The organism is Pseudoalteromonas sp. NH0006-26, assembly GCF_057552415.1.
Genome location: NZ_BAAJMJ010000002.1, coordinates 224,635 through 250,923, shown reverse-complemented (window position 1 = coordinate 250,923; position 26,289 = coordinate 224,635). Strand labels below are relative to the sequence as shown.

Annotated in this window: 25 protein-coding genes and 4 tRNA genes; 19 read left to right on the top strand and 10 right to left on the bottom strand. The window is 41.1% G+C overall.

Annotated elements, in window-relative coordinates:
- Positions 1-90: 90 nt before the first annotated feature.
- Entirely contained in the window at positions 91-870 is a 780-nt protein-coding gene (gene yaaA / locus AC27JR_RS03860) for a peroxide stress protein YaaA (protein ID WP_487172833.1), read from the top strand.
- 119 nt (positions 871-989) lie between these two features.
- Entirely contained in the window at positions 990-1,910 is a 921-nt protein-coding gene (locus tag AC27JR_RS03855) for a mechanosensitive ion channel family protein (protein ID WP_487172832.1), read from the top strand.
- A 224-nt stretch (positions 1,911-2,134) separates the two neighbouring features.
- Here AC27JR_RS03855 and AC27JR_RS03850 read toward each other — a convergent pair whose 3' ends face one another.
- Both AC27JR_RS03850 and srmB read right to left on the bottom strand, forming a co-directional pair.
- Positions 2,135-2,455, bottom strand: a complete 321-nt coding sequence (locus AC27JR_RS03850) for a BON domain-containing protein (RefSeq protein ID WP_487172831.1) — start codon at positions 2,453-2,455, stop codon at positions 2,135-2,137.
- A 254-nt stretch (positions 2,456-2,709) separates the two neighbouring features.
- Positions 2,710-3,936, bottom strand: a complete 1,227-nt coding sequence (srmB, locus tag AC27JR_RS03845; RefSeq protein ID WP_076918424.1) for an ATP-dependent RNA helicase SrmB — start codon at positions 3,934-3,936, stop codon at positions 2,710-2,712.
- A gap of 76 nt (positions 3,937-4,012) precedes the next feature.
- Here srmB and AC27JR_RS03840 point away from each other — a divergent pair, with 76 nt between their 5' ends.
- Together AC27JR_RS03840 and AC27JR_RS03835 are read left to right on the top strand one after the other, a co-directional pair.
- Positions 4,013-4,711 carry a tRNA1(Val) (adenine(37)-N6)-methyltransferase gene (locus AC27JR_RS03840; protein WP_487172830.1) on the top strand — a complete coding sequence of 233 codons (699 nt, stop codon included), beginning with the start codon at positions 4,013-4,015 and terminating at the stop codon, positions 4,709-4,711.
- 81 nt (positions 4,712-4,792) lie between these two features.
- On the top strand, positions 4,793-5,251 hold the full coding sequence (locus AC27JR_RS03835; RefSeq protein ID WP_487172829.1) for a DUF2147 domain-containing protein: 459 nt from the start codon (positions 4,793-4,795) through the stop codon (positions 5,249-5,251).
- Between the two features lie 46 nt (positions 5,252-5,297).
- Here the strand turns inward: AC27JR_RS03835 and fldB are convergent, their stop codons facing one another.
- Positions 5,298-5,819 carry a flavodoxin FldB gene (gene fldB / locus AC27JR_RS03830; protein ID WP_008467792.1) on the bottom strand — a complete coding sequence of 174 codons (522 nt, stop codon included), beginning with the start codon at positions 5,817-5,819 and terminating at the stop codon, positions 5,298-5,300.
- Between the two features lie 105 nt (positions 5,820-5,924).
- Between fldB and xerD the strand changes: the two genes are divergently transcribed.
- From xerD to AC27JR_RS03760, 14 genes are all read left to right on the top strand, one after another.
- On the top strand, positions 5,925-6,851 hold the full coding sequence (gene xerD / locus AC27JR_RS03825) for a site-specific tyrosine recombinase XerD (RefSeq protein ID WP_008110662.1): 927 nt from the start codon (positions 5,925-5,927) through the stop codon (positions 6,849-6,851).
- 72 nt (positions 6,852-6,923) lie between these two features.
- Positions 6,924-7,652: a bifunctional protein-disulfide isomerase/oxidoreductase DsbC gene (dsbC, locus tag AC27JR_RS03820; protein ID WP_076918421.1), complete on the top strand. Its 729-nt coding sequence runs from the start codon at positions 6,924-6,926 to the stop codon at positions 7,650-7,652.
- Positions 7,653-7,735: 83 nt separating this feature from the next.
- Positions 7,736-9,457: a single-stranded-DNA-specific exonuclease RecJ gene (gene recJ / locus AC27JR_RS03815; RefSeq protein ID WP_487172828.1), complete on the top strand. Its 1,722-nt coding sequence runs from the start codon at positions 7,736-7,738 to the stop codon at positions 9,455-9,457.
- A gap of 145 nt (positions 9,458-9,602) precedes the next feature.
- Positions 9,603-10,701, top strand: a protein-coding gene (gene prfB / locus AC27JR_RS03810) for a peptide chain release factor 2 (protein ID WP_131691647.1) whose coding sequence is annotated in 2 segments (ribosomal slippage) — positions 9,603-9,677 and positions 9,679-10,701 — 1,098 coding nt in all. Because the reading frame shifts where the segments join, the coding sequence is not laid out codon by codon here.
- 26 nt (positions 10,702-10,727) lie between these two features.
- Complete coding sequence (gene lysS / locus AC27JR_RS03805) at positions 10,728-12,263, top strand: lysine--tRNA ligase (RefSeq protein ID WP_008110670.1); 1,536 nt, start codon at positions 10,728-10,730, stop codon at positions 12,261-12,263.
- Between the two features lie 354 nt (positions 12,264-12,617).
- Positions 12,618-12,800 carry a hypothetical protein gene (locus tag AC27JR_RS03800; RefSeq protein WP_008110673.1) on the top strand — a complete coding sequence of 61 codons (183 nt, stop codon included), beginning with the start codon at positions 12,618-12,620 and terminating at the stop codon, positions 12,798-12,800.
- Positions 12,801-12,928: 128 nt separating this feature from the next.
- Positions 12,929-13,021: transfer RNA gene (locus AC27JR_RS03795), tRNA-Ser, on the top strand.
- A gap of 35 nt (positions 13,022-13,056) precedes the next feature.
- Positions 13,057-13,133, top strand: a tRNA-Arg gene (locus tag AC27JR_RS03790).
- 58 nt (positions 13,134-13,191) lie between these two features.
- A tRNA-Arg gene (locus AC27JR_RS03785) sits at positions 13,192-13,268 on the top strand.
- A 143-nt stretch (positions 13,269-13,411) separates the two neighbouring features.
- Positions 13,412-13,488 (top strand) — tRNA-Arg (locus AC27JR_RS03780).
- 608 nt (positions 13,489-14,096) lie between these two features.
- On the top strand, positions 14,097-15,272 hold the full coding sequence (locus tag AC27JR_RS03775) for an exo-beta-N-acetylmuramidase NamZ family protein (RefSeq protein ID WP_487172827.1): 1,176 nt from the start codon (positions 14,097-14,099) through the stop codon (positions 15,270-15,272).
- A 10-nt stretch (positions 15,273-15,282) separates the two neighbouring features.
- Positions 15,283-16,950, top strand: a complete 1,668-nt coding sequence (gene pbp4b, locus AC27JR_RS03770; RefSeq protein WP_487172826.1) for a penicillin binding protein PBP4B — start codon at positions 15,283-15,285, stop codon at positions 16,948-16,950.
- A gap of 91 nt (positions 16,951-17,041) precedes the next feature.
- Positions 17,042-18,418, top strand: a complete 1,377-nt coding sequence (locus AC27JR_RS03765) for a Na+/H+ antiporter NhaC family protein (protein WP_487172825.1) — start codon at positions 17,042-17,044, stop codon at positions 18,416-18,418.
- 209 nt (positions 18,419-18,627) lie between these two features.
- Complete coding sequence (locus AC27JR_RS03760) at positions 18,628-20,283, top strand: KAP family P-loop NTPase fold protein (protein WP_487172824.1); 1,656 nt, start codon at positions 18,628-18,630, stop codon at positions 20,281-20,283.
- Between the two features lie 70 nt (positions 20,284-20,353).
- Here the strand turns inward: AC27JR_RS03760 and AC27JR_RS03755 are convergent, their stop codons facing one another.
- The 6 genes from AC27JR_RS03755 to AC27JR_RS03730 form a co-directional block, all read right to left on the bottom strand.
- On the bottom strand, positions 20,354-20,965 hold the full coding sequence (locus AC27JR_RS03755) for a hypothetical protein (RefSeq protein ID WP_487172823.1): 612 nt from the start codon (positions 20,963-20,965) through the stop codon (positions 20,354-20,356).
- A complete protein-coding gene (locus tag AC27JR_RS03750; RefSeq protein WP_487172822.1) occupies positions 20,952-21,542 on the bottom strand; it encodes a sigma-70 family RNA polymerase sigma factor in 591 nt (196 codons plus the stop codon). Before AC27JR_RS03750 ends, AC27JR_RS03755 begins: the two co-directional genes overlap by 14 nt.
- Before the next feature lie 14 nt (positions 21,543-21,556).
- The gene (locus AC27JR_RS03745; RefSeq protein WP_008111380.1) at positions 21,557-22,189 is read right to left on the bottom strand and encodes an energy transducer TonB; all 633 of its coding nucleotides are present in this window, start codon (positions 22,187-22,189) and stop codon (positions 21,557-21,559) included.
- A 142-nt stretch (positions 22,190-22,331) separates the two neighbouring features.
- Entirely contained in the window at positions 22,332-23,012 is a 681-nt protein-coding gene (locus AC27JR_RS03740) for a DUF799 domain-containing protein (protein ID WP_008111381.1), read from the bottom strand.
- A gap of 1 nt (position 23,013) precedes the next feature.
- On the bottom strand, positions 23,014-23,361 hold the full coding sequence (locus tag AC27JR_RS03735) for a DUF4810 domain-containing protein (protein WP_008111382.1): 348 nt from the start codon (positions 23,359-23,361) through the stop codon (positions 23,014-23,016).
- Positions 23,358-24,041 carry a CsgG/HfaB family protein gene (locus AC27JR_RS03730; RefSeq protein WP_008111383.1) on the bottom strand — a complete coding sequence of 228 codons (684 nt, stop codon included), beginning with the start codon at positions 24,039-24,041 and terminating at the stop codon, positions 23,358-23,360. Before AC27JR_RS03730 ends, AC27JR_RS03735 begins: the two co-directional genes overlap by 4 nt.
- 470 nt (positions 24,042-24,511) lie before the next feature.
- On the opposite strand from AC27JR_RS03730, the gene AC27JR_RS03725 reads away from it, so the two are divergent.
- Positions 24,512-24,853, top strand: coding sequence for a choline transporter (locus tag AC27JR_RS03725; RefSeq protein ID WP_008111385.1), 342 nt, complete (start codon positions 24,512-24,514; stop codon positions 24,851-24,853).
- 61 nt (positions 24,854-24,914) lie between these two features.
- On the opposite strand, the gene AC27JR_RS03720 is transcribed toward AC27JR_RS03725, so the two are convergent.
- A complete protein-coding gene (locus AC27JR_RS03720) occupies positions 24,915-26,246 on the bottom strand; it encodes an MFS transporter (RefSeq protein WP_487172821.1) in 1,332 nt (443 codons plus the stop codon).
- Positions 26,247-26,289: the final 43 nt, after the last annotated feature.

The window sequence follows — 26,289 nt, the reverse complement described above, 5'->3', positions numbered from 1 at the left end:
TTTAGGTAGGATAATTTTAAACAAAACGTGCTTTTCGTCTCATTTAATGTTGAAATTGACATTAAATAATTTACAAGTCAATAGCTAACTATGATCACTGTTATTTCACCAGCAAAGAATCTTGATTACGACACGCCACCCGCAACAGATAAGTTCACTCAACCTGAATTACTTGAGCACAGCGAAGCGCTCATGAAAGTATGCCGTGAACTAACTCCTGCGCAGATTGGTAGTTTAATGAAAATTAGCGATAAGCTCGCGGGCCTTAATGCAGCGCGTTTTAGTGAGTGGGCGCAACCGTTCACTACCGATAACGCTAAACAAGCGGTGCTTGCCTTTAATGGCGATGTATATGGCGGTTTAGATGCCGACACCCTAACGGCTAAGCAACTTGATTATGCTCAAGAGCATTTACGTATACTCTCGGGTTTATACGGATTATTAAAACCGCTTGATCTAATGCAAGCCTACCGCCTAGAAATGGGTACAAAGCTTGAAAACAGCCGTGGTAAAAACCTATATGAGTTTTGGGGCAGTATTATTGCTAATAAACTTAACGACGTTTTAGCGGCACAAGATGCACAATACTTAGTTAATTTAGCGTCTAACGAATACTTTAAAGCGGTAGATAAAAAAGCGCTTAACGCACACATTATTACCCCACACTTTAAAGACTGTAAAAATGGCCAATATAAAGTGATTAGCTTTTACGCTAAAAAAGCGCGCGGCATGATGGCACGTTACATTATCGAAAACCAAGTCACGCAACTAAGTCAGCTTAAAGAGTTTACCGTAGCCGGTTATTACTTTAGCCCAGAGGCAACCACTAAAGAACTTGAACCGGTATTTTTGCGCGAAGAGCAAAGCTAAATTTAGCGCTATTTGCAGCTAAACACATACCCAAAAAGCTATGCATTGCATGGCTTTTTTTATACTGGCGCTATTTTTGCAAACCTTAGGTTATTAATAGAAACTAAGGTATAGAATAAATGCTCTCAATTCCCTCAATTACAGAAGCCGAAAAACTTATAGAAGAGAAGCTCGGTGGCTGGTTTGATGTTGTTATAAGTCATATCCCAAACTTTATCGTTGCAGTAATTATTGCGATTATATTTTCATTTATAGCCCGCCTTGCAGGCAAAGGAATGAAAAAAGTATTGCGTCGCTCCCTCGACTCTACTCAAATTGCCGACTTAATGGCCTCTATATTTAAAGTTATTGTTTTGAGTGTTGGGGTCTTTATTGCCCTTGATTTTATGGGTTTAAAAAGTACCGTTACGTCATTGCTTGCGGGTGCAGGTATTGTTGGTCTCGCTATTGGTTTTGCTTTTCAAGATATGACCGAAAACCTAATTGCGGGTATTGCCATGGGTATTCGCAAACCGTTCAAAGCGGGTGATGTTATCGAGACCGATAATGTATTTGGTTCAGTGCATTCAATTAACTTGCGCAACACGCTAATAGAGAGCTTTTACGGGCAGTTGATACTGGTTCCTAATAAAATACTATTTAGAAATGTACTGCGTAATTACAGCACTTTAGGAGTCAGAAGAATAGAAGTACCAGTAGGTATTTCTTACGCCGATGACATAGAGAAAGCCAGTGAGGTCATAGTCGATAAAATTAACCAACTTGACTTTGTGATCCGTAAAAATGAGACCGCGGTATACGCAGAGGGCTTTGGTGATAGCAGTATAAACTTACTGGTATGGTTTTGGATTAAATACCCTGGCGAGCCCGATTTTATGACGGTGCGTCACAAAGGGGTTGTGGCTGTTAAGCAAGCGCTCGATGCGGCAGATATAAGTATTCCGTTTCCAATTCGTACCCTTGATTTTGGTATTAAAGGCGGTGAAAAGCTCGATGCCATGATAAGCGATAAAATAAGCCACCACTCGGCTAAAAAGTGAAAGCAAGGACAACAATAGATCAAACTAGATTGAGTAAATTGAGTGGGAAATAATTTCCCACTTGCAGCGCGTTTTTACATTGCCTGCTGCGCTGCACTCTTTTATGTAAGCCATTATTTAAATTTATTTTTATGCAGATATTTATTTTGCACAATAAAAAACGCAGCGTGTTTAAGCAACACGCTGCGCTTACTAAAAATTTAATTCACAAAGGTCAACAGACCTTAAATAATAGCGATATTATTTTTAATGCGTTTAACCCCATCCATATTTTCTAAAAACTTTTGTGCAAGAGCACGCTCAAAACCGTTTTTAGCTTCGCCTTTGAGTTCAACGTCACCGTTATTAACGCGTACGTTTAAATTTTCTAATTCTAAATTTGGATTAGTACGTAACTCATGAGTAATAGATTGTTGTAAATTAGGTTGTGTGGCCACACTACTCACTACTGCTAAATGCGTTGCTGCACTGACGTTAAAAGCAGAGGCTAATAAAAATAAACAACAAAACGAAATAAAACCGATAGTAAATTTAATGCGACCCATAACTATATCCTTAGTGTGTTACTAAAAAGCAACGCCGTTACTCGGCGTTTTAATACTCATATACTGTTAGGGGTTACAAGTTTCATTCCAAATTTAACCAATTGAAATTATTGGTTATTTTGTTAAGTGGTTATTCAGCTAAGTAGTTTTTACATATTACTTTGAATTGCTTACTCACTGTTTTAATAAAATTAATATAAGTCATAAAAAAGCCGACAGACGTCGGCTAAATTAAACAAGTTAGAAAACAAAGGTTACTTTTTCTTTTTAACCTTGGCTTTTTTCTTTGCTTTCATTTTTACTGGATCTTTACGCTTTTTAACCGGTGGCTTAGCTTCTTTATGCTTCGGCTCTAATCCTTTAAATACACGGCGTTTAAGCTTCTGCTCTATGTAACGTTCAACCTTATAAAGAATACCAATGTCGTGCGCTTCAATTAGTGAAATCGCTATGCCTTTTTTACCTGCACGACCTGTACGGCCAATACGGTGTACGTAAACATCTGCAGTGCGCGGCATATCAAAGTTAATTACATGGCTTATGTCCGCTACATCAATACCGCGCGCAGCGACATCGGTTGCTACCAAAATGCGAGTTTTGCCACTGTGGAAATTTTCCATCGCTTTCATGCGTTTATCTTGTGGCATTTCACCACGCAGCCACGCAGCTTTAACGCCGTTATTGGTTAGTTCACCAATAAGGGTTTCAAGACGCTCACGGGTTTTTACAAACACAATCGCTTTACTAACATCAGGGCCATTTAAGGTGTTAACTAATAGCTCAAGTTTATGATGGTAATCGTCGGCTAAATGAACCCATTGGTGTATTTTAGCTTTTTCTTTGCGTGATGATTCGGCTTCAAGTAGAGCAGGGTCGTTTAAAATACGCTCAGCAAATAATTCTACGCTGTCACCTTCAAGGGTGGCTGAGAATAAAAAGCACTGACGGCGATTTTTAGCTTCATCACAAATACGCAGCATTTCTTTACGAAAACCCATGTCGAGCATGCGGTCTGCTTCATCAAGAATGAGCATTTCTACGTTTTCTGCGTGGAAGTTTTCGGTTTCCAAATACTCCATTAAACGCCCAGGTGTGGCGATTAAAATGTCGTTATTATTTTCAAAAATTTCTTTATGTGTACCGTAGTTTATACCACCGGTAACCACCCCAATTTTTAAGTGGGTTTGCTTTGCAAGTAACTCACATTGTTCATGAATTTGATAAGCAAGCTCGCGAGTTGGGGTCATAATTAATACCCGTGCAAAGCCCGGATCACGACGCGGGAAATCCATTAAATATTGAATTGCTGGAATTAAAAATGCCGCCGTTTTACCCGTACCTGTTGGTGCAGACGCTAAAATATCGCGCCCTTGCAACGCCTCAGGAATGGCTTGTTGTTGAATGCTAGTGGGGGTTTCAAAACCCATTTTATTAATAGCATTAAGTAGCTTATCATCAAGATCAAATTCAGAAAATTGCATAGAGTGTCAAAAATAGGGGACAATTGCCGTTAATTATACGCACTTAAACCTACTTGGTGAATGAAAAGGTGAAAAAATGTCTGGTTTTGCATTTAAACAATTTAAGGTTGAGCACGACCAGTGCGCCATGAAGGTCTCTACCGATGGTATTTTACTCGGGGCATGGGCTGATTTAAACGGTGCAAGTTCGTTATTAGATATTGGCACAGGCACGGGATTACTGGCGTTAATGTGTAAGCAACGAGCGCCACATTTAAAAGTGAGCGCGGTTGAGGTTGATGAAGCCGCCTACCAGCAAGCTTTACAAAACTGCCAGCAAAGCCCTTGGCCAGACATTAATATTTATCACCAGTGCGTTCAGCAGTTTGCGCCTGAGACTAAGTTTGATTGCGTTATAGCTAATCCACCTTATTTTAATCACAGTTTAAAAAGTGATAATGAAGCACGCAATGCCGCTCGCCATACCGATGGTTTAAGCTTTGCAGAACTGATTGCTGCGTTTAAACGCTTAACGCATAAGCAAGCACGTTTTAATTTAATTTTGCCTAGTGAAGAGGCGCAGTTATTAATAACCCTGGCGCAGCAGCAAGGGCTGTATTTAAACGCGCATTGCCAAGTACAAGCAACGGCGCATAAATCTTTTACTCGCAGCTTAATGACCTTTAGCTATGAGCAAAGCGAAGTAAGCACAACTCAGTTATGTATAAGAGCCGATGATAATAGCTATACCTCACAGTATCAGGCGTTATGCCGCGAATTTTATTTAAAAATGTAGCGCGTTCTGGGTGTTTAAACAGTTTTGCATCTGGTTGTTTATTGTTACTATGGCTTAATTAATCGCTAATATAGTAACGCAATGAATTTATTGAATAAAAAAAGAGCTAACTCGCTGTTGATGGGATTTTTGGTCGGCAGTATTTTTGCCTCATTTAAGTTATTAGCTAACCCCACACCGGTTGGGCTTTGGAAAACCATTAATGAAGACACCAAAGAAGCAAAGTCGTACGTACGCATTACTGAACAAGATGGCGTACTGACTGGCAAAATTGAAACAATACTCAATAAAAATAAGCAAGATGCACTTTGCAGCGAGTGTGATGGTGATAAAAAGAATCAGCCTATGTTGGGTATGACCATTATTGAAGATGTGACTTATGCCGGAGATGGTAGTTGGGAAGACGGTGAAATACTCGACCCAAATAATGGTAAAACCTACAGTGTGCGCCTAACTTTGCAGCAAAATGGTGAACAGTTAGAAGTGCGTGGTTATGTGGGCTTTTTTTACCGTAACCAATACTGGTTAAAAGTAGAGTAGTTAAGGATTAAAAAGCGCTGCATGGCAGCGCTGTTTGCACGCTGAGTTATAGGGTTTCAGCGTACTCTGTCATCACTTGTTCTACCCAAGTGGCAATACGCTCGTCGCTTAGCTCGTACTGGCTGTCTTCGTCTAATGCTAAACCTACAAATTGTTTACCGTCTTCGGTAAGGGCTTTAGACGCTTCAAATTCGTAATTACTGTCGTTAGGCCAAAAGCCAAGTTGAGTAATGGCTTGAGCATTTATTTCATCGTGCAACATACCTAACGCATCTTGAAACCACTGGCCATACCCTTGCTGATCGCCCATACCAAATAAGGCGATAGTTTTACCATTTAGGTCAACGTCTTTTATGTCGTCCCACTTTGATTCCCAATCTTCTTGAATTTCGCCAAAGTCCCACGTTGAGATACCAAAAATGATAAAGTCATATTGCTCAGCGTTTTTAAGCGGCTCGTCTTTAATATTATGTAAGCTGACAATGTCGGCGCCAATAATATCGCGTATTTTTTCTGCCGCCATTTCGGTATAGCAGGTAGTAGAACCAAAAAATAAACCAATCTGCATCGTATTTATCACTGTGTAATTGCCTGTTATGATAGGCTCAAGTTTACCGTAAGGTATTTTTAATTGATACCTTCTCCCATGGTATTACCAACATGAGATCACAACGTGACAACGCTATCTGACGATTTACCTGAACAAAATACTGAGCTAAGCAGCAATAGCGACTTTTTAGAAACCTTTTTAGATAGCCTCTATTTAGAGCAAGGCGTAAGTGAAAACACACTGAGCGCTTATCGCAGTGACTTAGATAAGTTTTGCCAATTTTTAAAAGGCGAAAACTTAATGACGGTAACCAGCTTAGATGTTGAAAGTTACCTAGCACACCGCGTTGATTTAGGGCTAAAACCACGCAGCACTGCGCGAAGTATTAGTGCATTAAAACGTTTTTATCAGTACTTTGTACGCGAAAAAATAATTAGCGACTCACCTATGGTCAATATTGCTCAGCCAAAGGCAGGGCAGTCGTTACCAAAAACGCTATCTGAGGCTGAAGTAGAGGCGCTATTAAGTGCGCCCAACATTGAAGAGCCAATGGGGCTGCGCGATAAAGCCATGCTGGAGTTACTTTATGCAACAGGCCTGCGGGTAACTGAGCTGGTGGGGCTTAGAATGGAGCAAATAAATTTGCGCCAAGCTGTGGTGTTTGTAAAAGGTAAGGGAAACAAAGAGCGGCTAGTGCCTTTAGGTGAAGAAGCTATGTATTGGCTCGAGCAGTTTTTAAAGCTCGGGCGCGCACAAATGATAAAACACGCCACCGATTTTGTATTTCCTTCTAAACGAGGGGTAGGCATGACACGACAAACTTTTTGGCATCGGATTAAACACTATGCTATTTTGGCATCCGTTGAGTCGCCGTTATCACCCCATACCTTGCGACATGCATTTGCAACGCATTTATTAAATCATGGGGCTGACTTGCGTGTGGTGCAGATGATGCTTGGCCACAGCGACCTATCAACTACCCAAATTTATACGCATGTAGCGAATGAGCGATTAAAATCGGTGCATGCTGAGCATCATCCTCGTGCTTAAGCGAATTTTTTTGTCACTAAGCCGGTCATATAGACACGATAAGATAAGTATTTTTAGGATAGAGAACCCGTTATGAAAAAATTAATGTTAGCAGGTGCCATGTTGTGCACTAGTTTGAGCGCTTTTGCTAATAGCGTTGCAGTCACTCCGGATGCTACAGATCCTATCGTGACAAAATTTGCCGCGCTAGGGGTAACTGTTAAACAAATTAACCCAAGCCCAGTTGCAGGCTTAAAAGAATTGATCACTAATAAAGGGGTACTATATGCAAGCCCAGACGGTCAATTTTTAATGCAAGGTACACTAATCGATTTAAACAACCGTAGTAATTTGACCGAGCAAGCACTTAACGGTGTGCGTCAATCAGGGTTAAAAGAATACGAAGATTCAATGATCGTGTATAAAGCGCCAGAAGAAAAACACAGCATTACCGTGTTTACCGATATTAGCTGTGGTTACTGTCGTAAATTACACCGTGAGCTTGATGACCTACTTGAATCGGGCATTACGGTTAAATACCTAGCGTTTCCACGTGGTGGCCTACAAGGGTCAGGTTATGCTGATTTAATGAATGTATGGTGTGCTAAAGATCAGCAAGGAGCACTTACTGAAGCTAAATCAGGTGCAGATACTCAAATTGTTAAAGGCTGTAGCGCACCTGTTGCTGAGCATTATCAGTTAGGCCAGAGTTTTGGTATTAGCGGTACACCGGCTATTATTTTAGAAGATGGCACGATGATCCCAGGTTATCAGCCTGCTGCGGCATTAAGCGCAGCGCTTGAGGCTAACAAAGCGGGCTAAGCAATACCGCGAGTATGTGTTTAAAAAGGCCTTAATGGCCTTTTTTTGTCTTATATCATGAACATCATAAGTTAAAAACTAGCATGAAAAAAATGATCATCGCGCGAGAACCCGTTGACGACTCTCATCTGCCGAGCCATCTTCACCCTGTTATTAAGCAAATTTATGCCACGCGAAATGTTTCCCATGCCGATGAGCTAAACAATAGCGCAGCTACACTCCACGACTTCAAACTTTTTAAAGATATAGACAAAGCCAGCCAACTGTTAATTGAAGCCCTACACGCACAAAGCAAAATACTTATTGTGGGCGACTTTGACGCCGATGGCGCAACCAGCACCGCCACCTTAATGCAAGGGCTGGCCATGTTTGGCTTTACCCACTTAGATTACTTAGTACCAGACCGCTTTAGTCTAGGGTACGGTTTAAGTCCAGCATTGGCTGAGCAAATAGTGACGATGCAGCCCGATTTAGTGATCACCGTCGATAACGGCATATCGTGTATCGCAGGCATTGATATTGTTAAAGCTGCAGGCATTAAAGTGCTGGTAACAGATCACCATTTACAAGGCGAGCAACTGCCTAATGCCGATGCTATTGTTAATCCTAACCGCCATGACTGTGATTTTCCCTCTAAGTCGATAGCCGGTGTTGGTGTGGCGTTTTATTTACTTATCGCACTGAGAAGTGCGCTGCGTGAACAAGGCTACTTTAACCAACATCCTATGCCGAATATTGCTGATTTGCTTGATATTGTAGCGCTAGGTACGGTGGCCGATGTGGTGGCACTGGATGCAAATAACCGTACGTTAGTACATCAAGGCTTGGCACGTATTCGCAGTGGAAAAACTCGCCCAGGCATTACCGCACTGATTGAAGTAGCTAATCGCAATGCGGCTCGTTTAAGTGCCAGCGATTTTGGCTTTTCATTGGCGCCACGTTTAAATGCCGCAGGGCGTTTAGATGACATGAGTTTAGGTATAGCCTGCTTACTCAGTACCGACATAAATCAAGCTAGGCGCATAGCTGGCGAGCTTGATAGTTTAAACTTTGCCAGACGTGAAATAGAGCAAGGTATGCAAGTAGAGGCGCAAGCTGTGCTTGATAGGCTGGCATTTAAAGAAGACAGTGTGCCTGATGCTATTTGTTTATATCAAGACGATTGGCACCAAGGCGTTATTGGTATTTTAGCGGGGCGCTTAAAAGAAAAATACCACCGCCCAACCGTGATATTTGCCGGTGGCGAAAATGGTGAAATTAAAGGCTCATGTCGCTCTATTGAAGGCTTGCATATGCGCGACCTACTAGAGGGATTAAACACTGCGCAACCCGGTTTAATTAATAAATTTGGCGGCCACGCAATGGCAGCAGGTTTAAGTATTAACGAGCAGCAATTTACTGAGTTTAAACGCGCGTTTGATAGTGCGGTTAGCGAGCAACTCAGCGAAGAAAGTAAACGCTGCATTGTGTTTACCGATGGTGAGCTACCTAATGATTGCTTTAGCATGGATTTTGCGCAGCTTTTAAAACAATCGGGGCCGTGGGGGCAGCAGTTTCCTGAGCCGATATTTGAACACACCTTTGAAGTAATCCAGCAGCGTATTGTGGGTGAAAAACACTTAAAGCTGGTATTAAAGCATCAGTCTGCTCGCTTAGTGGATGCCATTGCCTTTGGCATTGATGTTAAAGTGTGGCCAGATACCGAGGCGCAGTTTGTTAAAGTAGCGTACCAACTCGATATTAACGAGTTTAGAGGTAAGTTTAGCTTACAACTTATAGTTAGAGAGCTTGAAAAAGTGGCTTAAAAAATATCTTCAAACCATGCATAAAAGGCTAATAAAACGCGCGGTTTTTTGTTAAAATCGGGCGTTTTTATTATTTGATGATTTTTAATTGCGCTCGGTCTCTTTTTTAAGTGCGCAATAACCTAGCCATTTTGGAGTAATGTACATGTTTGAAGTGAATCCTGTGATTAATCAAATCAAGGAAATTCGCGAACGTACTGAACTGCTTCGGGGGTACCTTTGACTACGCTCTTAAACAAGAACGTTTAGAAGAAGTTAACGCCGAACTTGAAGATTCAGCCGTATGGAATGAGCCTGAGCGCGCACAAGCCCTTGGTCGTGAAAAGTCTGCACTAGAAGCCGTGGTTGAAACCATAGACACATTAGTAGCCGGTACTGACGACGTTGAAGGTTTAGTAGAGCTTGCTGTGGAAGCTGAAGATCAAGACACTTTTGATGAAGCGCAGAGCGAACTAGCTGATTTAAACCAGCAGCTTGAAGGGCTTGAGTTTCGTCGTATGTTTTCAGGTACTCACGACTCAAACGATGCTTACCTTGATTTACAGTCAGGCTCTGGCGGTACTGAAGCACAAGACTGGTGTAATATTTTACTGCGTATGTACTTACGCTGGGGTGAAGCAAAAGGCTTTAAAGTGGAGCTAGTTGAAGCGACCGATGGTGATGTTGCTGGTATTAAAGGCGCAACGGTACGTTTTTCTGGCGAATACGCTTATGGCTGGTTACGCACTGAAACAGGCGTACACCGCCTAGTTCGTAAAAGCCCATTTGATTCAAGTGGCCGCCGTCATACCTCGTTTGCTTCTGCGTTTGTTTACCCAGAAGTTGATGACAACATTGAGATTGATATTAATCCGTCTGACTTACGTATAGACGTTTACCGTGCATCAGGCGCGGGTGGTCAGCACGTAAATACCACTGAATCGGCGGTACGTATTACTCACGTACCAACCAACACCGTGGTGCAATGTCAAAACGAGCGTTCACAACATAAAAATAAAGCCCAAGCAATGAAGCAATTAAAAGCGAAATTATTTGAGCTTGAGCTACAACAGCAAAATGCTGAAAAGCAAAGCCAAGAAGACAACAAGTCTGATATTGGCTGGGGAAGTCAAATTCGTTCATACGTACTTGATGACTCGCGTATTAAAGATTTACGTACTGGCGTTGAAAACCGTAACACACAAGCGGTACTCGATGGCGACCTAGATAAATTTATTGAAGCCAGCTTAAAATCTGGTTTATAACCACCAAGCTAAAAAAGAGCTAAAAAATGACTGATCAAATCCAAGACGAAAATAAGTTAATCGCTGAGCGTCGCGGCAAATTAGACGCTATTCGCGAAAATTGCCCAGCCAACGGTCATCCAAACCAATTCCGTCGTGAGCATTACACGGCAGATTTGCAGGCTGAGTTTGGTGATAAGAGTAAAGAAGAGTTAATCGAATTACAGCATGTAGTATCGATTGCGGGTCGTATTCTTGCTAAGCGTGGTCCATTTATGTCTATTCAAGATATGAAAGGCCGTGTACAAGTTTACGCATCAAAAGACGTACAAAAAGATTTAAAAGCAAAATATGGCCAACTCGATATTGGCGATATTATTGGTGTTAAAGGTCCGCTTAATAAATCGGGTAAAGGCGATTTATACGTAGATATGGCTGAGTACGAACTACTGACTAAGTCACTTCGCCCGCTACCAGAAAAATTCCATGGCTTATCAGATCAAGAAACTAAATACCGTCAACGTTATGTTGATTTAATTACTAACGAAGCAACGCGTGAAACATTCCGTATTCGCTCACAAGTGGTTGAAGGTATTCGTCGCTTTTTAGCAGACCGCGACTTTATGGAAGTAGAAACGCCAATGCTACAGGTTATCCCTGGTGGCGCATCGGCACGTCCGTTTGTAACTCATCATAATGCGCTTGATATCGACATGTACTTACGTATCGCGCCTGAGCTTTACTTAAAGCGTTTAGTCGTTGGTGGTTTTGACCGTGTATTCGAAATTAACCGTAACTTCCGTAACGAAGGGTTATCAACGCGTCACAACCCAGAATTTACTATGATTGAGTTCTACCAAGCGTACGCTGACTACATTGATTTAATGAACATCACCGAAGATATGTTACGTACAGTAGCAACTAACGTATTAGGTAGCCCAATTGTGGTTAACACCACTAAAGATGAAAACGGCGACGTTGTTGATTCAGTAGAGTATGACTTTGGTCAACCGTTCACACGTTTAAGCATGGCAGATGCTATCTTAAAATATAACCCTGAGTTTGATGCTGCGGTATTTAACGACCCAGAAAACCACTTTGAAGAATTAAAAGCGTACGCTAAACAAGTACACGTTAAAATTCCTGAAAACTGCGTATGGGGCCCAGGTAAGTTCTTATGTGAAATATTTGAAGAAACGGCTGAGCATATGCTTATCCAACCGACATTTATTACTGGTTACCCGTGGGAAGTATCGCCATTGGCACGTCGTAACGACGAAAACCCATTTGTAACTGACCGTTTTGAATTTTTTGTTGGCGGACGTGAGCTTGCAAATGGTTTCTCAGAGCTTAACGATGCACAAGATCAAGCTGAGCGCTTTACTCGCCAAGTTGAAGAGAAAGACGCCGGTGATGATGAAGCAATGCATTACGATGAAGATTACATTCGCGCACTTGAGTATGGTTTACCACCAACGGCAGGTGAGGGCATTGGTATTGACCGTTTAGTGATGCTATTTACTGACTCATCAACTATCAAAGATGTTATTTTATTCCCGCACATGCGCCCACAAGCTGACTAAGCTTGAAGGAATAAACTAAAAAATTATTAACGCCGCTAATTAGTGGCGTTTTTTTTGCCCTATTGTTTGTGAGACATTGCTTAAACTTTCCATTAGGGCTTTTAATTAATAAGTACTACACTGATAATGAAGTGTAAGTATAAAGGGGTGTTAACCCTTAATTCAGTTTCATTATCATAAAGTTGGCCGACTGCTTAGTAACATAAAAGCAGTACTATAACTTTTTGGTATGATTGTTTTTTAAACATTGTGTTGTATTTATGTGAATTTTTTAGCTAAAATATGACCGGAATTTGTACACGGTCATTCTTAGTCGTAAAAAATAAAAATTTCTAAAGGACTTAGAGAAATAATATGAAAGTTAAACGAGTAGAATCTTTACCCGATGAGAGCACCACAGAGCAAGAGCGACAAGCTTATTACCGCGCGTGTATTGCTGAGTTTCAGAAGTTAGGCTACCAAGAGCAATATCTTGCTGAACTTACTGACGAACTAGTGCCAGTGATGGGCGTAAACTCAAGCACTCCAAATACCTAATCTGATTAATTTTCAAACTAATTACACTTTAAAACCAGACATGTGTGCAATCTATAGCCATATAGTCACTTTTGTCAGAAAAGTGTTTGACATATTTTCTGAAATCTTTATTATACGCCCCACAAGACGGAGAGGTGTCCGAGTGGCCGAAGGAGCTCCCCTGCTAAGGGAGTATAGAGTTTGTAGCTCTATCGAGGGTTCGAATCCCTCCCTCTCCACCATTTCTTAAATGGCGAAATCTTGTAAAATAAAGTATGGGCGCATAGCTCAGCTGGATAGAGTACCTGGCTACGAACCAGGCGGTCGGAGGTTCGAATCCTCCTGCGCCCACCATACTTTACTCTCTTTTAGAGAACGCTCTGTTTAGAGTTAAAACAAGCAAAATGAAAGTGGGCGCATAGCTCAGCTGGATAGAGTACCTGGCTACGAACCAGGCGGTCGGAGGTTCGAATCCTCCTGCGCCCACCACTTTCATTGCAACTCTTGCTAAGAGTATAAATAAGTAAAGTGTTGGCTAACGCCAAGCGGTCGGAGGTTCATTCTTATTAGATACGTCCTGCGCCCACCACTTTCAACTCTCACTTAGAGTATAAATAAGTAAATATGAAAGTGGGCGCATAGCTCAGCTGGATAGAGTACCTGGCTACGAACCAGGCGGTCGGAGGTTCGAATCCTCCTGCGCCCACCACTTTCTATTACTACAAAAGTTAATAGAAAAGAAACCGACGAAAGTCGGTTTTTTTATGCCTGAAATAAAGTGAAATTGGCAAAGTAGCTAGCTACGAACCAGACGGTCGGAGGTTCACTCTTACAAGACACGTCCTGCGCCCACCACTTTCATACATAAGCCGACATTAAGTCGGTTTTTTTGTGCCTAAGATAAAGTGAATATGGGAAAGTAGCTAGCTACGAACCAGACGGTCAGAGGTTCACTCTTACAAGATACGTCCTGCGCCCACCACTTTCATAGATAAGCCGACATTAAGTCGGTTTTTTTGTGCCTGAAATTTGAGAAAGTCTTCAAGATATCAGATATCAGATATCAGATATCAGTTAAACCAAATTATACACGGCGCTAAATTTTGCATTCAGCCACTTCTCTAAAAGCGCAGCCCCTCTTAACCTCTTTGTGAATAACGGCTTTAAAAACTTAAATATACAAAGAACTTGCTTATATTAGCAGCGCAGCTTCTCATTCCTAAAACCTAAAACCTAAAACCTAAAACCTAAAACCTAAGCTGCTCTTTAAACTCGGCTGTGTTATTTTGAACGTCTTGTTTAAAAGGATCTTGCTGTATGTTTAAAACCGTATTTTTTATATTCTTATTTATTTTAAGCGCACTTTTTACTGTTACCGCACACGCAAATGAGGCTAAACATTCAATAACAGTAGGTGCAGAACAGTTTGCTTTGTACTTACCGCAATTAAAAAATAAGCGTGTAGGGCTGGTGGTTAATCAAACTTCTGTAGTGGGGCAAACACATCTGGTTGATAGCTTGCTGGCTAAAAACATCAACATCACTAAAATTTTTGCACCTGAGCATGGCTTTCGAGGCGATCATGATGCGGGAGCGCATGTTAAAAACGCCGTTGATAGCAAAACCGGTATTCCACTGATTTCTATTTACGGTAAAAACAAAAAACCAAGCGCCAAGGTGCTAAGCGATGTTGATATCATTATTTTTGATATTCAAGATGTGGGCGTACGTTTTTATACTTACATTAGCTCTATGCATTACATGATGGAGGCCGCGGCTGAGCAAGGCGTTGGATTTATGGTACTTGATAGGCCAAATCCTAATATTAGCCACATTGACGGGCCAATTTTAGAGCCGCAGTTTAAATCGTTTGTGGGTATGCACCCAATCCCTGTATTACACGGTATGACGGTAGGCGAGCTAGCTAAAATGATCAAAGGCGAGGGCTGGATCAATCAAGCGGTTGATTTACAACTGAGCGTCATTGCTGTTGATCATTACACCCGCACAACACCATATAGTTTGCCGGTAAAACCAAGCCCTAATTTACCCAACGATCAGTCAATAGCGCTGTATCCCTCGTTGTGCTTTTTTGAGGCAACCCCTGTTAGCATAGGTAGAGGAACTGACTTTGCATTTCAGGTTATTGGTTATTCACCAGTAGCTCTTGGGGACTTTAGCTTTACCCCTCGCTCAATAAAAGGCGCAGCGCTTAATCCTAAATTTAAAAACCAGCTAGTGAAAGGGATTGATTTACGCCATAGTGATACCACTGGCTTAAACTTAAATTATTTAATTAATGCTTACCAGCAACTGACTGAGGCTAAACAGCTGTTTTTTGAGCGTGCCGACTTTATGGATAAACTCGCAGGAACTGATCAGCTCAGACTCGCCATAGAAGCAGGTGAGTCGGCAGCGCAAATTAAACAAAGCTGGCAAGCGGGGCTCGAGCAATTTAAACAGCAAAGAGCGCCTTATTTGCTCTACCAATAAAGGAATGAGTGTGTATTTAAATTTTTCCGTGTTAGCAAAGCATACTTTTTTTAACGCACTGACTATTGCGTTTTGCTTTATTATTACCGGTTGCATTGGCGCAAGCAGTGCAATTAAATCTCAGCGCCCGTTTATTCCTAATCAAATACAGAGCCTCGCTAATGCGCAAGTTATTGCCACCTTTCCTGAGCCCAACCCCAGTAGCCGAGAATATGTAAATAATCGTGGCACCTTTAAAGCGTATAAAGGGCGCGGGCAATTATTACTACAAAATGAAAGCGCCTTAAGTGCCGATATTTATATTAATAATAAAAAGTTAGCGCTTGATACCCTGCAAAAAAATACTGAGTATGCCTTTAATTTAGGGCAGTACACTCACAACGGAGTTAACACTTTTAAGGTTGATAACATTCAACCTGCTGGCGGCAGTTTAACTTTGCGATTTGCCTTTGCTACTCTAAATAGCTCTGCGGCTAAAACCATTGATTTTAGTGCGGTAGATAAGCTAATAGAAAAAGATGTAAGTGCGGGCTTTCCTGGTGCGGTATTAGCGGTAATTAAAGCGGGTAAGATATTAAAATTAACCGCTTATGGTGATGCCAAGCAATATCAGCAAAATGACTTAATGTTATTACGCCCAGAGCCCATGCAAACAAACACACTCTTTGATTTAGCCTCAAACACCAAAATATTTGCCACTAACTTTGCGCTAATGAAGCTTGTGAGCGAAGGGCGGTTAAATATAAATAATAGGGTGAGTGATTACCTAACAGAATACCAAGGCGATGGACGAGAGCTGCGCCAAGTTAAAGATTTACTCACTCATAAAGCCGGTTATCCGCCAGTGTTCGACTTTCATCGAAAAGACACCCGCTATGGCGAAGCGTTTTTTTCACAAACCAGCGACACCACCAAACAATTACTACTCACCAGCGTGCCATTAGCTAGCGAGCCAAGCGCCCAGCATATTTACTCCGATATTGATTACATGATTTTAGGCATTTTAATTGAACGTATTAGCGGCCAATCACTCGACGAATACCTAGAGCAGCATATTTACGCGCCTTTAAAGCTTAACAACACTTTATTTAACCCTCTTAAAAAAGGCTTTAATCGTCAGCAGTTTGCCGCTACAGAGCTAAGTGGCAATACCCGCGATGGGCGTATTCATTTTGATAATATTCGTACCAATGTGCTACAAGGGCAAGTGCATGACGAGCGTGCTTTTTATTCACTTGATGGTGTAGCAGGCCATGCCGGACTATTTAGTAATGCCCCCGACTTAGCTATTTTATGCCAAGTGTTACTCAATAAAGGTGGTTATGGTGATACACAAATTTTTAATGCCAGCAGTTTGGCGCAATTTTTAACCCCACAAAGTACCGATGAAACCTACGGCTTAGGTTTTCGTCTTGCTGGAAATAATCAGGCGCGGCGCTGGCACTTTGGCCCGTATGCAAGTGCTCAAGCTTATGGGCACACAGGCTGGACAGGCACAGTGACTGTGATTGATCCCGCTTACGATTTAGCTATTGTTTTACTTACCAATGCGCGGCACAGTCTTATAAAAGGCACAGAAAAACGTTATCAGTTTGTAGGTAAGAATTTCGAAACCGCCCAGTATGGTTCTATCGTTTCGTTAATTTATGAGGCGCTGTTAAATCAGCAAACTCAGTGAGTGACTTAATGATGTAAATCTATTAAGTTAACTGTTAACTAACCAAGGCTGTTAAAGCCGCGTTTATTATAAAAATTAAAAAGGTTTAGCTATGTCTTGGTATTCTATTTTGCCACCACTGATTGCCATTATTATTGTGTTTTGGCGTAAAGAAGTCATTATGGCGCTACTTGTTGCGGTAATTTCATCGGAATTTTTACTCGCATTACAAGGTGAAGGAAATAGCGTATTTACTACGTTTTTAAATAGCATTGAGCGCATAGTTGCTGTGGCCAGTTCTCCCGGTAATACCCGTATACTCATCTTTAGTATTTTAATAGGCGCCTTACTTGCCTATATTCGCGAATCTGGCGGTGTTGCTGCTACTGTTAATTTGCTGATGAACAAAGGCGTTGCTAAAAGTAAGCGCCAAGTGGGCTTTTTAACTATGTTTACCGGCGTTGCGGTATTTATAGAGTCAAACTTAAGTGTGCTTACCTCGGGTATTTTATCTCGCGGTCTGTTCGACAAATTTAAAATGAGCCGCGCGCGCTTAGCTTACATCATCGATAGCACCAGCGCCCCTGTGTGTATTTTAATATTATTAAATGGCTGGGGTGCATTTGTACTGGGCTTGTTAGGTAATTACGAATTAGGCGAGTCGGCGGTATCGGTATTGTGGGGCAGCGTAGGCTATAACTTTTACGCCATAATCACACTAATTATTGTTTTTTATACCATTGCGTTCGATAAAGTACACGGGCCAATGAAAGTAGCCGAGCAAAAACTAGAGCTACAAACAACCGAACTAAAAGAAGAAGTAAAAGGTTCTAAAGCACGCTTTATGTTGGTGCCATTACTTACGCTGATTGTGAGCATGGTCGGTTTTATGTTTTACACTGGTAACGGCGTACTTGCCGAGGGCAGTGGTTCAAAATCAGTATTGTACGCCACGGTTTTAGCTATTGTTGTGGCCTATTGTTTAATGATTAGTTCGCGCCAGTTTACCCACCACCAATTAGTCGATACTGGCTTTAAAGGCATGGGCGAATTACTCCCACTGGTAAGTATTGTATTGCTCTCGCTCACCTTGGGTGCAAGCTTAAAAGAGCTAGGTACAGGCGTGTTCGTGGCATCTTTGGTTGGCGATTACTTACCAATATATTTAATAGTGCCAGTGCTGTTTTTAACCGGTGCGGTTATGTCGTTTACTACAGGTACATCGTGGGGCACATTTGCCATACTTATCCCCATTGGCGTACCGCTTATTCAAGCGCTTGGTTTACCGCCATCGCTGGTGGTAGGCGCTATTTTAGGCGGCGGGATATTTGGCGATCACTGTTCCCCTATATCCGACACCAGCGCAGTATCAGCCATCGCCTCAGGCTGTGACCTACTTACCCACGTTAAAACCCAATTACCCTATGCATTAGTAGGCGGCGGCCTAACGTTTGTTGCTTACTTAGTAACGAGCTTAATTGTTTTGTAGGTTGGGTAGAGCGTAGCGAAACCCAACAAAGTGAGTTAATCAAAAGCCTGCTTAGTGCAGGCTTTTTTGTTTAAGATTGATCACCACCGAGAACACCGAGGCGCTACGCGCTTCACAGAGATAAATAATAATAGCTTTTTATTAATAGGTTACGTTTATTGAATGTTGTATGGCACTATGTGAAAAAGAATGATTTAAAGGGAAATTAAATGCACGATATTAAAGACTTCAACTGGAGCAAGTCAACCAACCGTTCACTTGGGGAATATTTTCCTGCTGATAAATTAGATCGCGCTCGTTATGCCACATTCTTATCAAGGCTATTGGCTCAAGAAGGCTTTGACGAAAGTAAACCTGATGACCAAAAGAAAAACTATGTATTAAATCTCAATGCTGAATGGGGAGCGGGGAAAACCTATTTTCTTAAGCGTTGGTCACAAGAGCTAATTGTAAATTATCCCGTTGTATATATTGATGCTTGGCAGCAAGATTACTCAGACGATCCGTTTTTAACTGTAATTTCGGGGATTATTAAGCAGCTACAACTTCAGGCGAAATTTGATATAACTATTCCCAAAAGCGCAGTTTCGATGTTTAAGGCTGTAGCACCTGCTATTGCACAAGGTTTAACTAAAAAAATATCAGGCATAGATTTAGATCAGCTACACACATTACTATTCTCTGATGAAGAAATTGAAGATGATCAAAAGCAAAATTCTAACAAGTTAACTGGGAGTGACTTTTCGCCTGCAGTAAAGGCGCTTGCGCAAAACTTAATTAAAGATCATGAGGCTAAAAATAAAAGCGTTGAAGTAATCAAATCTAAGTTAGCTGATTGGGTCAGTAAGTTTGAAAAGCAGGAAGATAAGTCGCTACCAATATTTATTTTTATTGATGAATTAGATCGCTGCCGTCCGAGTTATGCAGTTGAGATGCTTGAGACTATTAAACATATTTTTGACGTAAAAGGTATCGTGTTTGTTGTGGCTACAGATACTGAGCAACTTCAACATACAATCAAATCAATTTATGGTGAAGGCTTTGATGCAAAAGTTTACCTAGGCCGCTTTTTTAATAGCCGTTATAGCTTAAAACGACCTGTTTTAAAGGATTTTTTATCAGTACATAGCGATACAACTAAATTTGAATCTGCGTATTTAAAAAGTAGAAAAATTGAGATACTCCCTCGAACAAAGACACCCGAAACCGCTTTAGCTAATATCTCAGTTGTATTAGATGCATTCCAGGTATCTCCAAGAACAGCTATTCAAATCACTGAGCGAATAACTGCCATAATTGCTAATTTACCAAGTGGTAAAAAAGTTGATGTACTTGTGCTCGCTATTTTGTTTTGTATCTATGAAAAAGACCACCCACTTTATGAAGAAATTATAAATGGTAGATTTAAGAGAACAAAATTAAATAAGAAAGGTGAAACACCAAATATAAGGTTATCTGATTATTTATCAGAAAAAATACTACCCGGAGATTTAGAAAGAGATGTTATATTTTTTATTGATTCAAAATTATATAGCAAGGATCTGAACTGTATAATTAACCGCTACAAAGATACGAAGAAAGTAATTAAATTAAAGCATTACATAGAATATTTTTTCTGCCAAATTTTTATAGTTGAAACATCACTTGTTTTTGCAGGATTTGGAAACACGCGGGGGGGGAAGTTAACTGAATTAGAGCAAGCTGAAAATGAATTACGGGAATGCAATGATTCTACTCAATATGAAGTGGCTAAGTCTTTGATTAAATATATTTATGTAAAAGACGCATATAACAAAATTACTAAAGAGCAATATCGTGATTTTATAGAGCTTTCCTCACCATTAGACTATATGGGCGATAGTTAATAACTACTTCTGTGCAGCGCGAAGCGCCTCTGTGTTCTCGGTGGTAATTACCTATTTAAATTACCACCTACTAAGCTCCACATTCCCTAACCCCAGCCCCCGCATGTTTAAGCCCTATAATCTGCCCTTTACCGTTATGTGCCATAGCGAGCATGTCGCCGGTATTTATATTACTTTCTACTGCGTGCCTTCCCTTTAAATCACTGAGCAGTGATTGTTTAATGTGTACCAGTACCTCTTTATTACAGCTGGCTATGTACCAGTCGTTGTCGATCTTTACGAGCGTGCCGTATTCTATATGGTGTTGTTGATGGCGGCGTAAGTCGTTTGCTAGTTGGGTGTCGAGCGCGCGTTTTTGTTGCGTTATAGTGCTTGCGTAGTTACCTGTTTGATCTATTTCATGCGTTGTTATAAACGAGTAGTCGTGTATGTCTATGGTGTTTAATACGGTTTTAGGGGCAGTATTTATCACGTTGTTACTGTCGAGAACTATAAAAGCCAGTAAGCCCAGTGCGCAGGTAAGGCTTGTGAGTTGCAGGGCAAAACCAAGCCTTTTAGGTTGTTTTTGGATTACGGAGTGTTTTAACGCCTGTTGTTGAGCATGCGAAAGTCTGGTGCGTGCTTTACGCTCGTTATAATGTTGTGTGAGCTTTTCATCAAACTGCTCATCAGGCTTGTTCATTATAATCTCCTAATAATTGTTTTAGGTTTTGTTTGGCGTAGCGTAGCCTTGTTTTTATGGTTTGGGCGTTGCTTTGCGTTATAAGCTCTATATCGGCAAGGCTAAAGCCTTCTTGTTGTAAGGTGATGGCTTCGCGCTGCACAAAGCTAAGTTGCTTGAGCGCAGCATTAAACGCTTCATAACTTATGTGTGTGTCGCCTATGTTTGAGTCACTACTTGTTAATTCACTTTGATTGTTATTTTGCGCAGGTAGTTGGCTGTTTTCGTCAAGCTCGACAAAGTGTTGCTGTTTGCGGTATTCGTCTATTAGGGTGTTACGTGCGAGTTTAAATAACCAGGCTTTAGGCGTGGTTTGTGCTTGGTAAAGATGGCGCTTTTCGATTACTTTGAGCCATGTTTGTTGGCTTATATCGTAGGCTAACTGAGCGTTAGATTGCGTCACTAAGTAATGATATAAATCGTTACTGTATAAGGCAATAAGCTGCTCTAAGTGGCGGTTGTCGCCACTTTTTGCATACCGTGCCATGCAGTCCTTGCTTGGCGCTTCAAATAACCATGACTTAATACTCAATAGCATAGGCGCTTATTCCTTTACTGCGAACTGTCTAATTTAAAATCAAGCTGTACGGTTTGACCTGTTTGTAATTGTGCCACACCTTCAATTACTTTTGGACGATATTTCCAGCGTTTAATGGCGCGAAGTGCTTCGCGATCAAATATGCGTTTTGGCTCCGAATTTACTACCGTGGCATCAATCACTTCACCAGTGGGTGAAATATTAAAGCTAAGTTGCACCCAGCCTTCTATACCATCACGTGCCGCGCTAGTTGGGTACTTTGGATTTATGCGCACAATGGGTGAAGCATCTCCCGTAGGGCGGGTAAGTGTTTGCTTCATATCGTTACCAAATCCGTCAATTACTATGGGTGGTGCTGTGCTTATTGCTGTTATTGGCTCATTACTAGGTGTTACACGTGGTGGTGCTTTAGGCGGCACTTTAGGTGTGGGTGGTGGCGGTATTCTTTTAATATGCGTGGTTTGTTTATCTTCTGGTGCTTGAAAAATCTCAACAGTAATATCATCACCCAATTTTATAGGTGCTCTTTGTTCGCCACTAATTAAGTATTGCATAAAGGCAAATGCAATAAAGGTCATCACAGCACCGCCAATAACAGCTGTTGATGTTTTGAACATGGGGTTTTTAGGAAATTCAAGTGTGTGCATAAGCCGCTCCAAATTAACTTATTATGTTGTTTCAGAGCTATAACGGCTGGCAAATAGAAAAGGGGTGAAATAGTTTTAAAATTTAATTTATTAAAAAGGCCGAGTTAGTATTTAACTCGGCCTTTGTATATTTAATTAAAAATTACTGTTTCTTTTCACTTAGCGCGGGCTGGCCGTAGTTTGGCGAGCGTGGGCCATACAATAAGCCATTGTATGTATCTGATGAAAGTAAACGATTAGAAGTAATTGCAGCAATTTCAAAGCCTTTATCACTCACTGTTTCAGCAATTTGATTAATAGCTGCAACAACTAGCATTCCGACTAAGCCACCACCCGTGTTGTTGTTTTGTTGCTCAGCAGACGATGCTCTTGCCTTATCCTGCCATAGTACTTCGCCAGTGCGTAAATCAACAAGTTTTGCTGATACAGTGACCGCTGTTTCACTTGAAATAACGACGTAGCTAGTACCGTATTCTTCAATGTTGATATATAAGGCTGAATCAGCACCAAAAATATCATGTAGCTTTTTAACGGGCACTTGGTGAATATCGTTTGCAACCGTTAAACCATTACCTTTAAAGGTTTGATCAACAACCGCAACAGGAAATACATAAAAACCTGATTCAGCGATAGGAGTCATCATTTGTGTCATTACGCTATAAGGCGCGATGACTTCTGGTGTGTTGTTTAAAGGAGGCAACACAAGAATTGAATGAGGATCTGCTTGTCTAAATGCACTGTAATCATGGCTCGGTGGCGGTGATACACAGCCTGCGAGTGCTGTTAATAATGTTGCGATAGAGATTAGCTTTAAATAACGCATATTAAGCACCCTTTGCCGATTTTAGAAGAAAGTCGATGTACTGAACTGATTCAGGAAATAATTGTTTTTCTGTTTCAAAATGAGCAATTCCTTGCACAGCATTGCCTGTATCAAAATACAGCATACCTAAATGAGCATGTAATCCTGGTGCTATTGCTTTACTGTTATTAGCTGCATCAGCAATAACCTGCTCTAGAATAGTTATTTGCTCTTCAACCGAAACTTCATCTGCTTTTAAATAAGCATAAACGGCGCTGTTATAGTCACCGTAATAATAAAGAGGTTCTTTGGTGTTATTACACCCAGTAAGCGCGACGCATACTATAGCGGTAGCGATTAGCTTTTTCATGCTTTACTACCCCATTGACCCGATTCAAGACCAGTAACTAGTTTATTTACCACTTCACGAATCGCTAAATCGAGTACTTTTCCGTTTAATGTTGCATCGTATGAAGCTGTGCTACCAAAGCCAACTACTTCACGCTCTGATAAGCTGTACTCGCCAGCACCTTGTACTGAGTAAATAACTTCTGATGTTGTTACATCAACAATGTTAAGTGTTACTTTGGCGTATGCAATTTGTGATTTGCCTTTTCCTAGTAAACCGAATAATTGGCGATCACCTATGGCTTTACGGCCAAATTCAGTTACATCGCCAGTTACTACAAACTTTGCACCGCTAATTACTTGCTTTGCGCCTGTTAATTTAGCTTCTTCTGCAAGTGCTTGCATATTGTCGCGATCCAGCACACTAAAACGGTTAGTTTGTTGTAAGTGGCTCATTAAGGTTGTTTTTGCTTGGCTACCTAAGCGATCTTGGCCTGATGAAAATATACCATTTTGAAAACTTGAGCGATTTACAAACTGACCCACAACTAATTTACTCTTGGTGCCAGAGTAAGTGGTGTTGTAAGTTGCGACTGTTGGTGTGTCTATAGCTTTTGATGAAGTAGTTGCACAACCAGATAAAGTGGCAGCTGCAAGTGCAGCAATAAGGGCTGTTGCTAAATGTTTTTTATTTTTTAACATGAAATTTTCCAATGTTCGTTGGGGGTAAATAATTAAACGAACACTTGGGGATGTACTTATACTGATAAGCTTATGACATTATTCAAGAATCCGTTCCGTGCCCATTTATAAACAAAAAGCGATAAATATGCAATTATTATTACTTTTCATTGTTAATAGATGTTAACAAGCGTTAATGAGTACTAACTTCTATTGCTTAAATACTATTAATATTTTCTCTGATTTTGTCGGCTAACTTTTTAGATGCATCATTTAATTGCGGCTGTAAGTGCAGGACTATTTCGGTAGGCGGTAAGTCGGGTAGTCCATGGGTTATTTAAATCACTGCGTGTGGAAGTGATTAAACGCGATAATATTCAGCACCTTAATCAGGCTACACCAAGCAGTTTGTCGCGTATCCAAGATGTGGGCTGGCAGCAGCATTTATTGCATTTAATTGCTATGCCACAAAAACAGAAGCGCTGGAATTTATGCATACCAATATTATTGATGCCATGAGCGATGTGGCTGAGGTATTTAAAAATGAAGGCTTAGAAACTCGTGTTGATGTTGACCAAACTCACTGTGCTTTAGTCGTGGGGCATGGCAGTGAAACCGACTTTATTTATGGAACTTGGGCGCGTGAAACATCAATACCTACCTTTATGGGGGAGCGCAGCGATATTAAGCATACTTCTCAGTATTATATTGAGGTGTACTTGCAAGAGGGTTCTCAGCAATACAATATTTGTGGCTACAGTAAAAATCAGTTAATTGCTGATATTATTGACCAATATGAAAAGTACTTATACTTTTTACATCAAGTGCGTTAATCGGCTTTTATACGCGCCCAATAATGAGCGCGATTGAGTTACTAAAATGCATAGCTAAGCGCTATGCATTTTTTTGCTCGTTTTCCAGGTCTTTAAACAGCTTGCCTTGGGGATGCTCAAAAAATTCATCTTCATCTTCATCTTCATCTACAACCAGCATTTGATCTTGTGCTGTGGTTTCTTCAATGCGTGGATCCATAGTCGCTGCCAGTGGCGAGTTGGTAACATCGGATGTACCGACCACATAATCACTGGGTTCAGGGCGCTCTACTTTTTGTTTAGAGTTAATAAAGGTCAATAATAAATACATAGCTACGGTTAATAGTGAAATAGACGCATACAATGCTGGGTGACCAAAGTAGCTCATAAGCTGTGCGTTAACTGTTGAGCCTATTGCAGCACCAGCGCCAAAAGCGACTAATAATGCAGATGATACGCCTACGCGTTCTTCGTCTTCAACCCGCGAATTGGCCAGTGCCGAACACAGCGGATATAAAGTAAAGGCAAACAAACCAAATATAAAAGTGAGTATGTAGGCAATAGACTGTGAGGTAGGTAATAAAAACAATGCCAAACTTACAATTCCGATAGCTGCTGCATTAGTACGAATTAACACACTGCGGCGAATACGGTCGGAGAGCATCCCCATAGGCCATTGTGCTAACAAGCCAGCAAAAATAGTCACCGACATAAAAATAGCAATTTCAGCGGCGCCAAAGCCAGATAGCTTAGCAAAAATAGGCGCTAGACCATAAAAACTACCATTAATAATGCCCGCGAAATGTACCGCAGTAAGCGACTGAGGCACCTTTTTAGCGTAATCAAATAGGCTCATTTTTATCGGTTTTAACGGTTTTGGGTGAATTCTGCGAGTGATAGAAATTGGAATAATGCCGATAGCCAACGCCATGCACACTAAAAATAGCGGCGCATACCCTAGCTCAGGAAATTGTGCGAGCGCTAGTTGCCCTAAAATCATGCCTAGGTAGGAGGTGATCATATAAAAAGAGAAGACTCGCCCGCGAGATTCAGGCGCTGATTGCTCGTTTAGCCAGCTTTCTAGCACCATGTAATTACACATCATACCTAAGCCAACAAACAGCCTTAAAGCAAGCCATATGTATAGGTTATCGCTTACCCCGTGGGCGGCCACACAGGCTGTCACAGCAGCGGTACTGGCGGCAAAGGTTCTAATGTGGCCTACCGATTTTATTAGGTGGTAACCAAGTTTAGAGCCCAGCAACAAGCCAAGGTAATAACACGAGGTCATTAAGCCTATCCAAAATGTGGACGTGCCTTGCTTACCTAAATACAGGGCTAAATAGGTTGTAAGTAAGCCGGTACCAATAATTAAAAATAAATTGGCAAAATACAGTGATGGAAATGATTTCATTAAAATGCAAATTATTGAGCTAAGACAATTAGATACTAGAGCA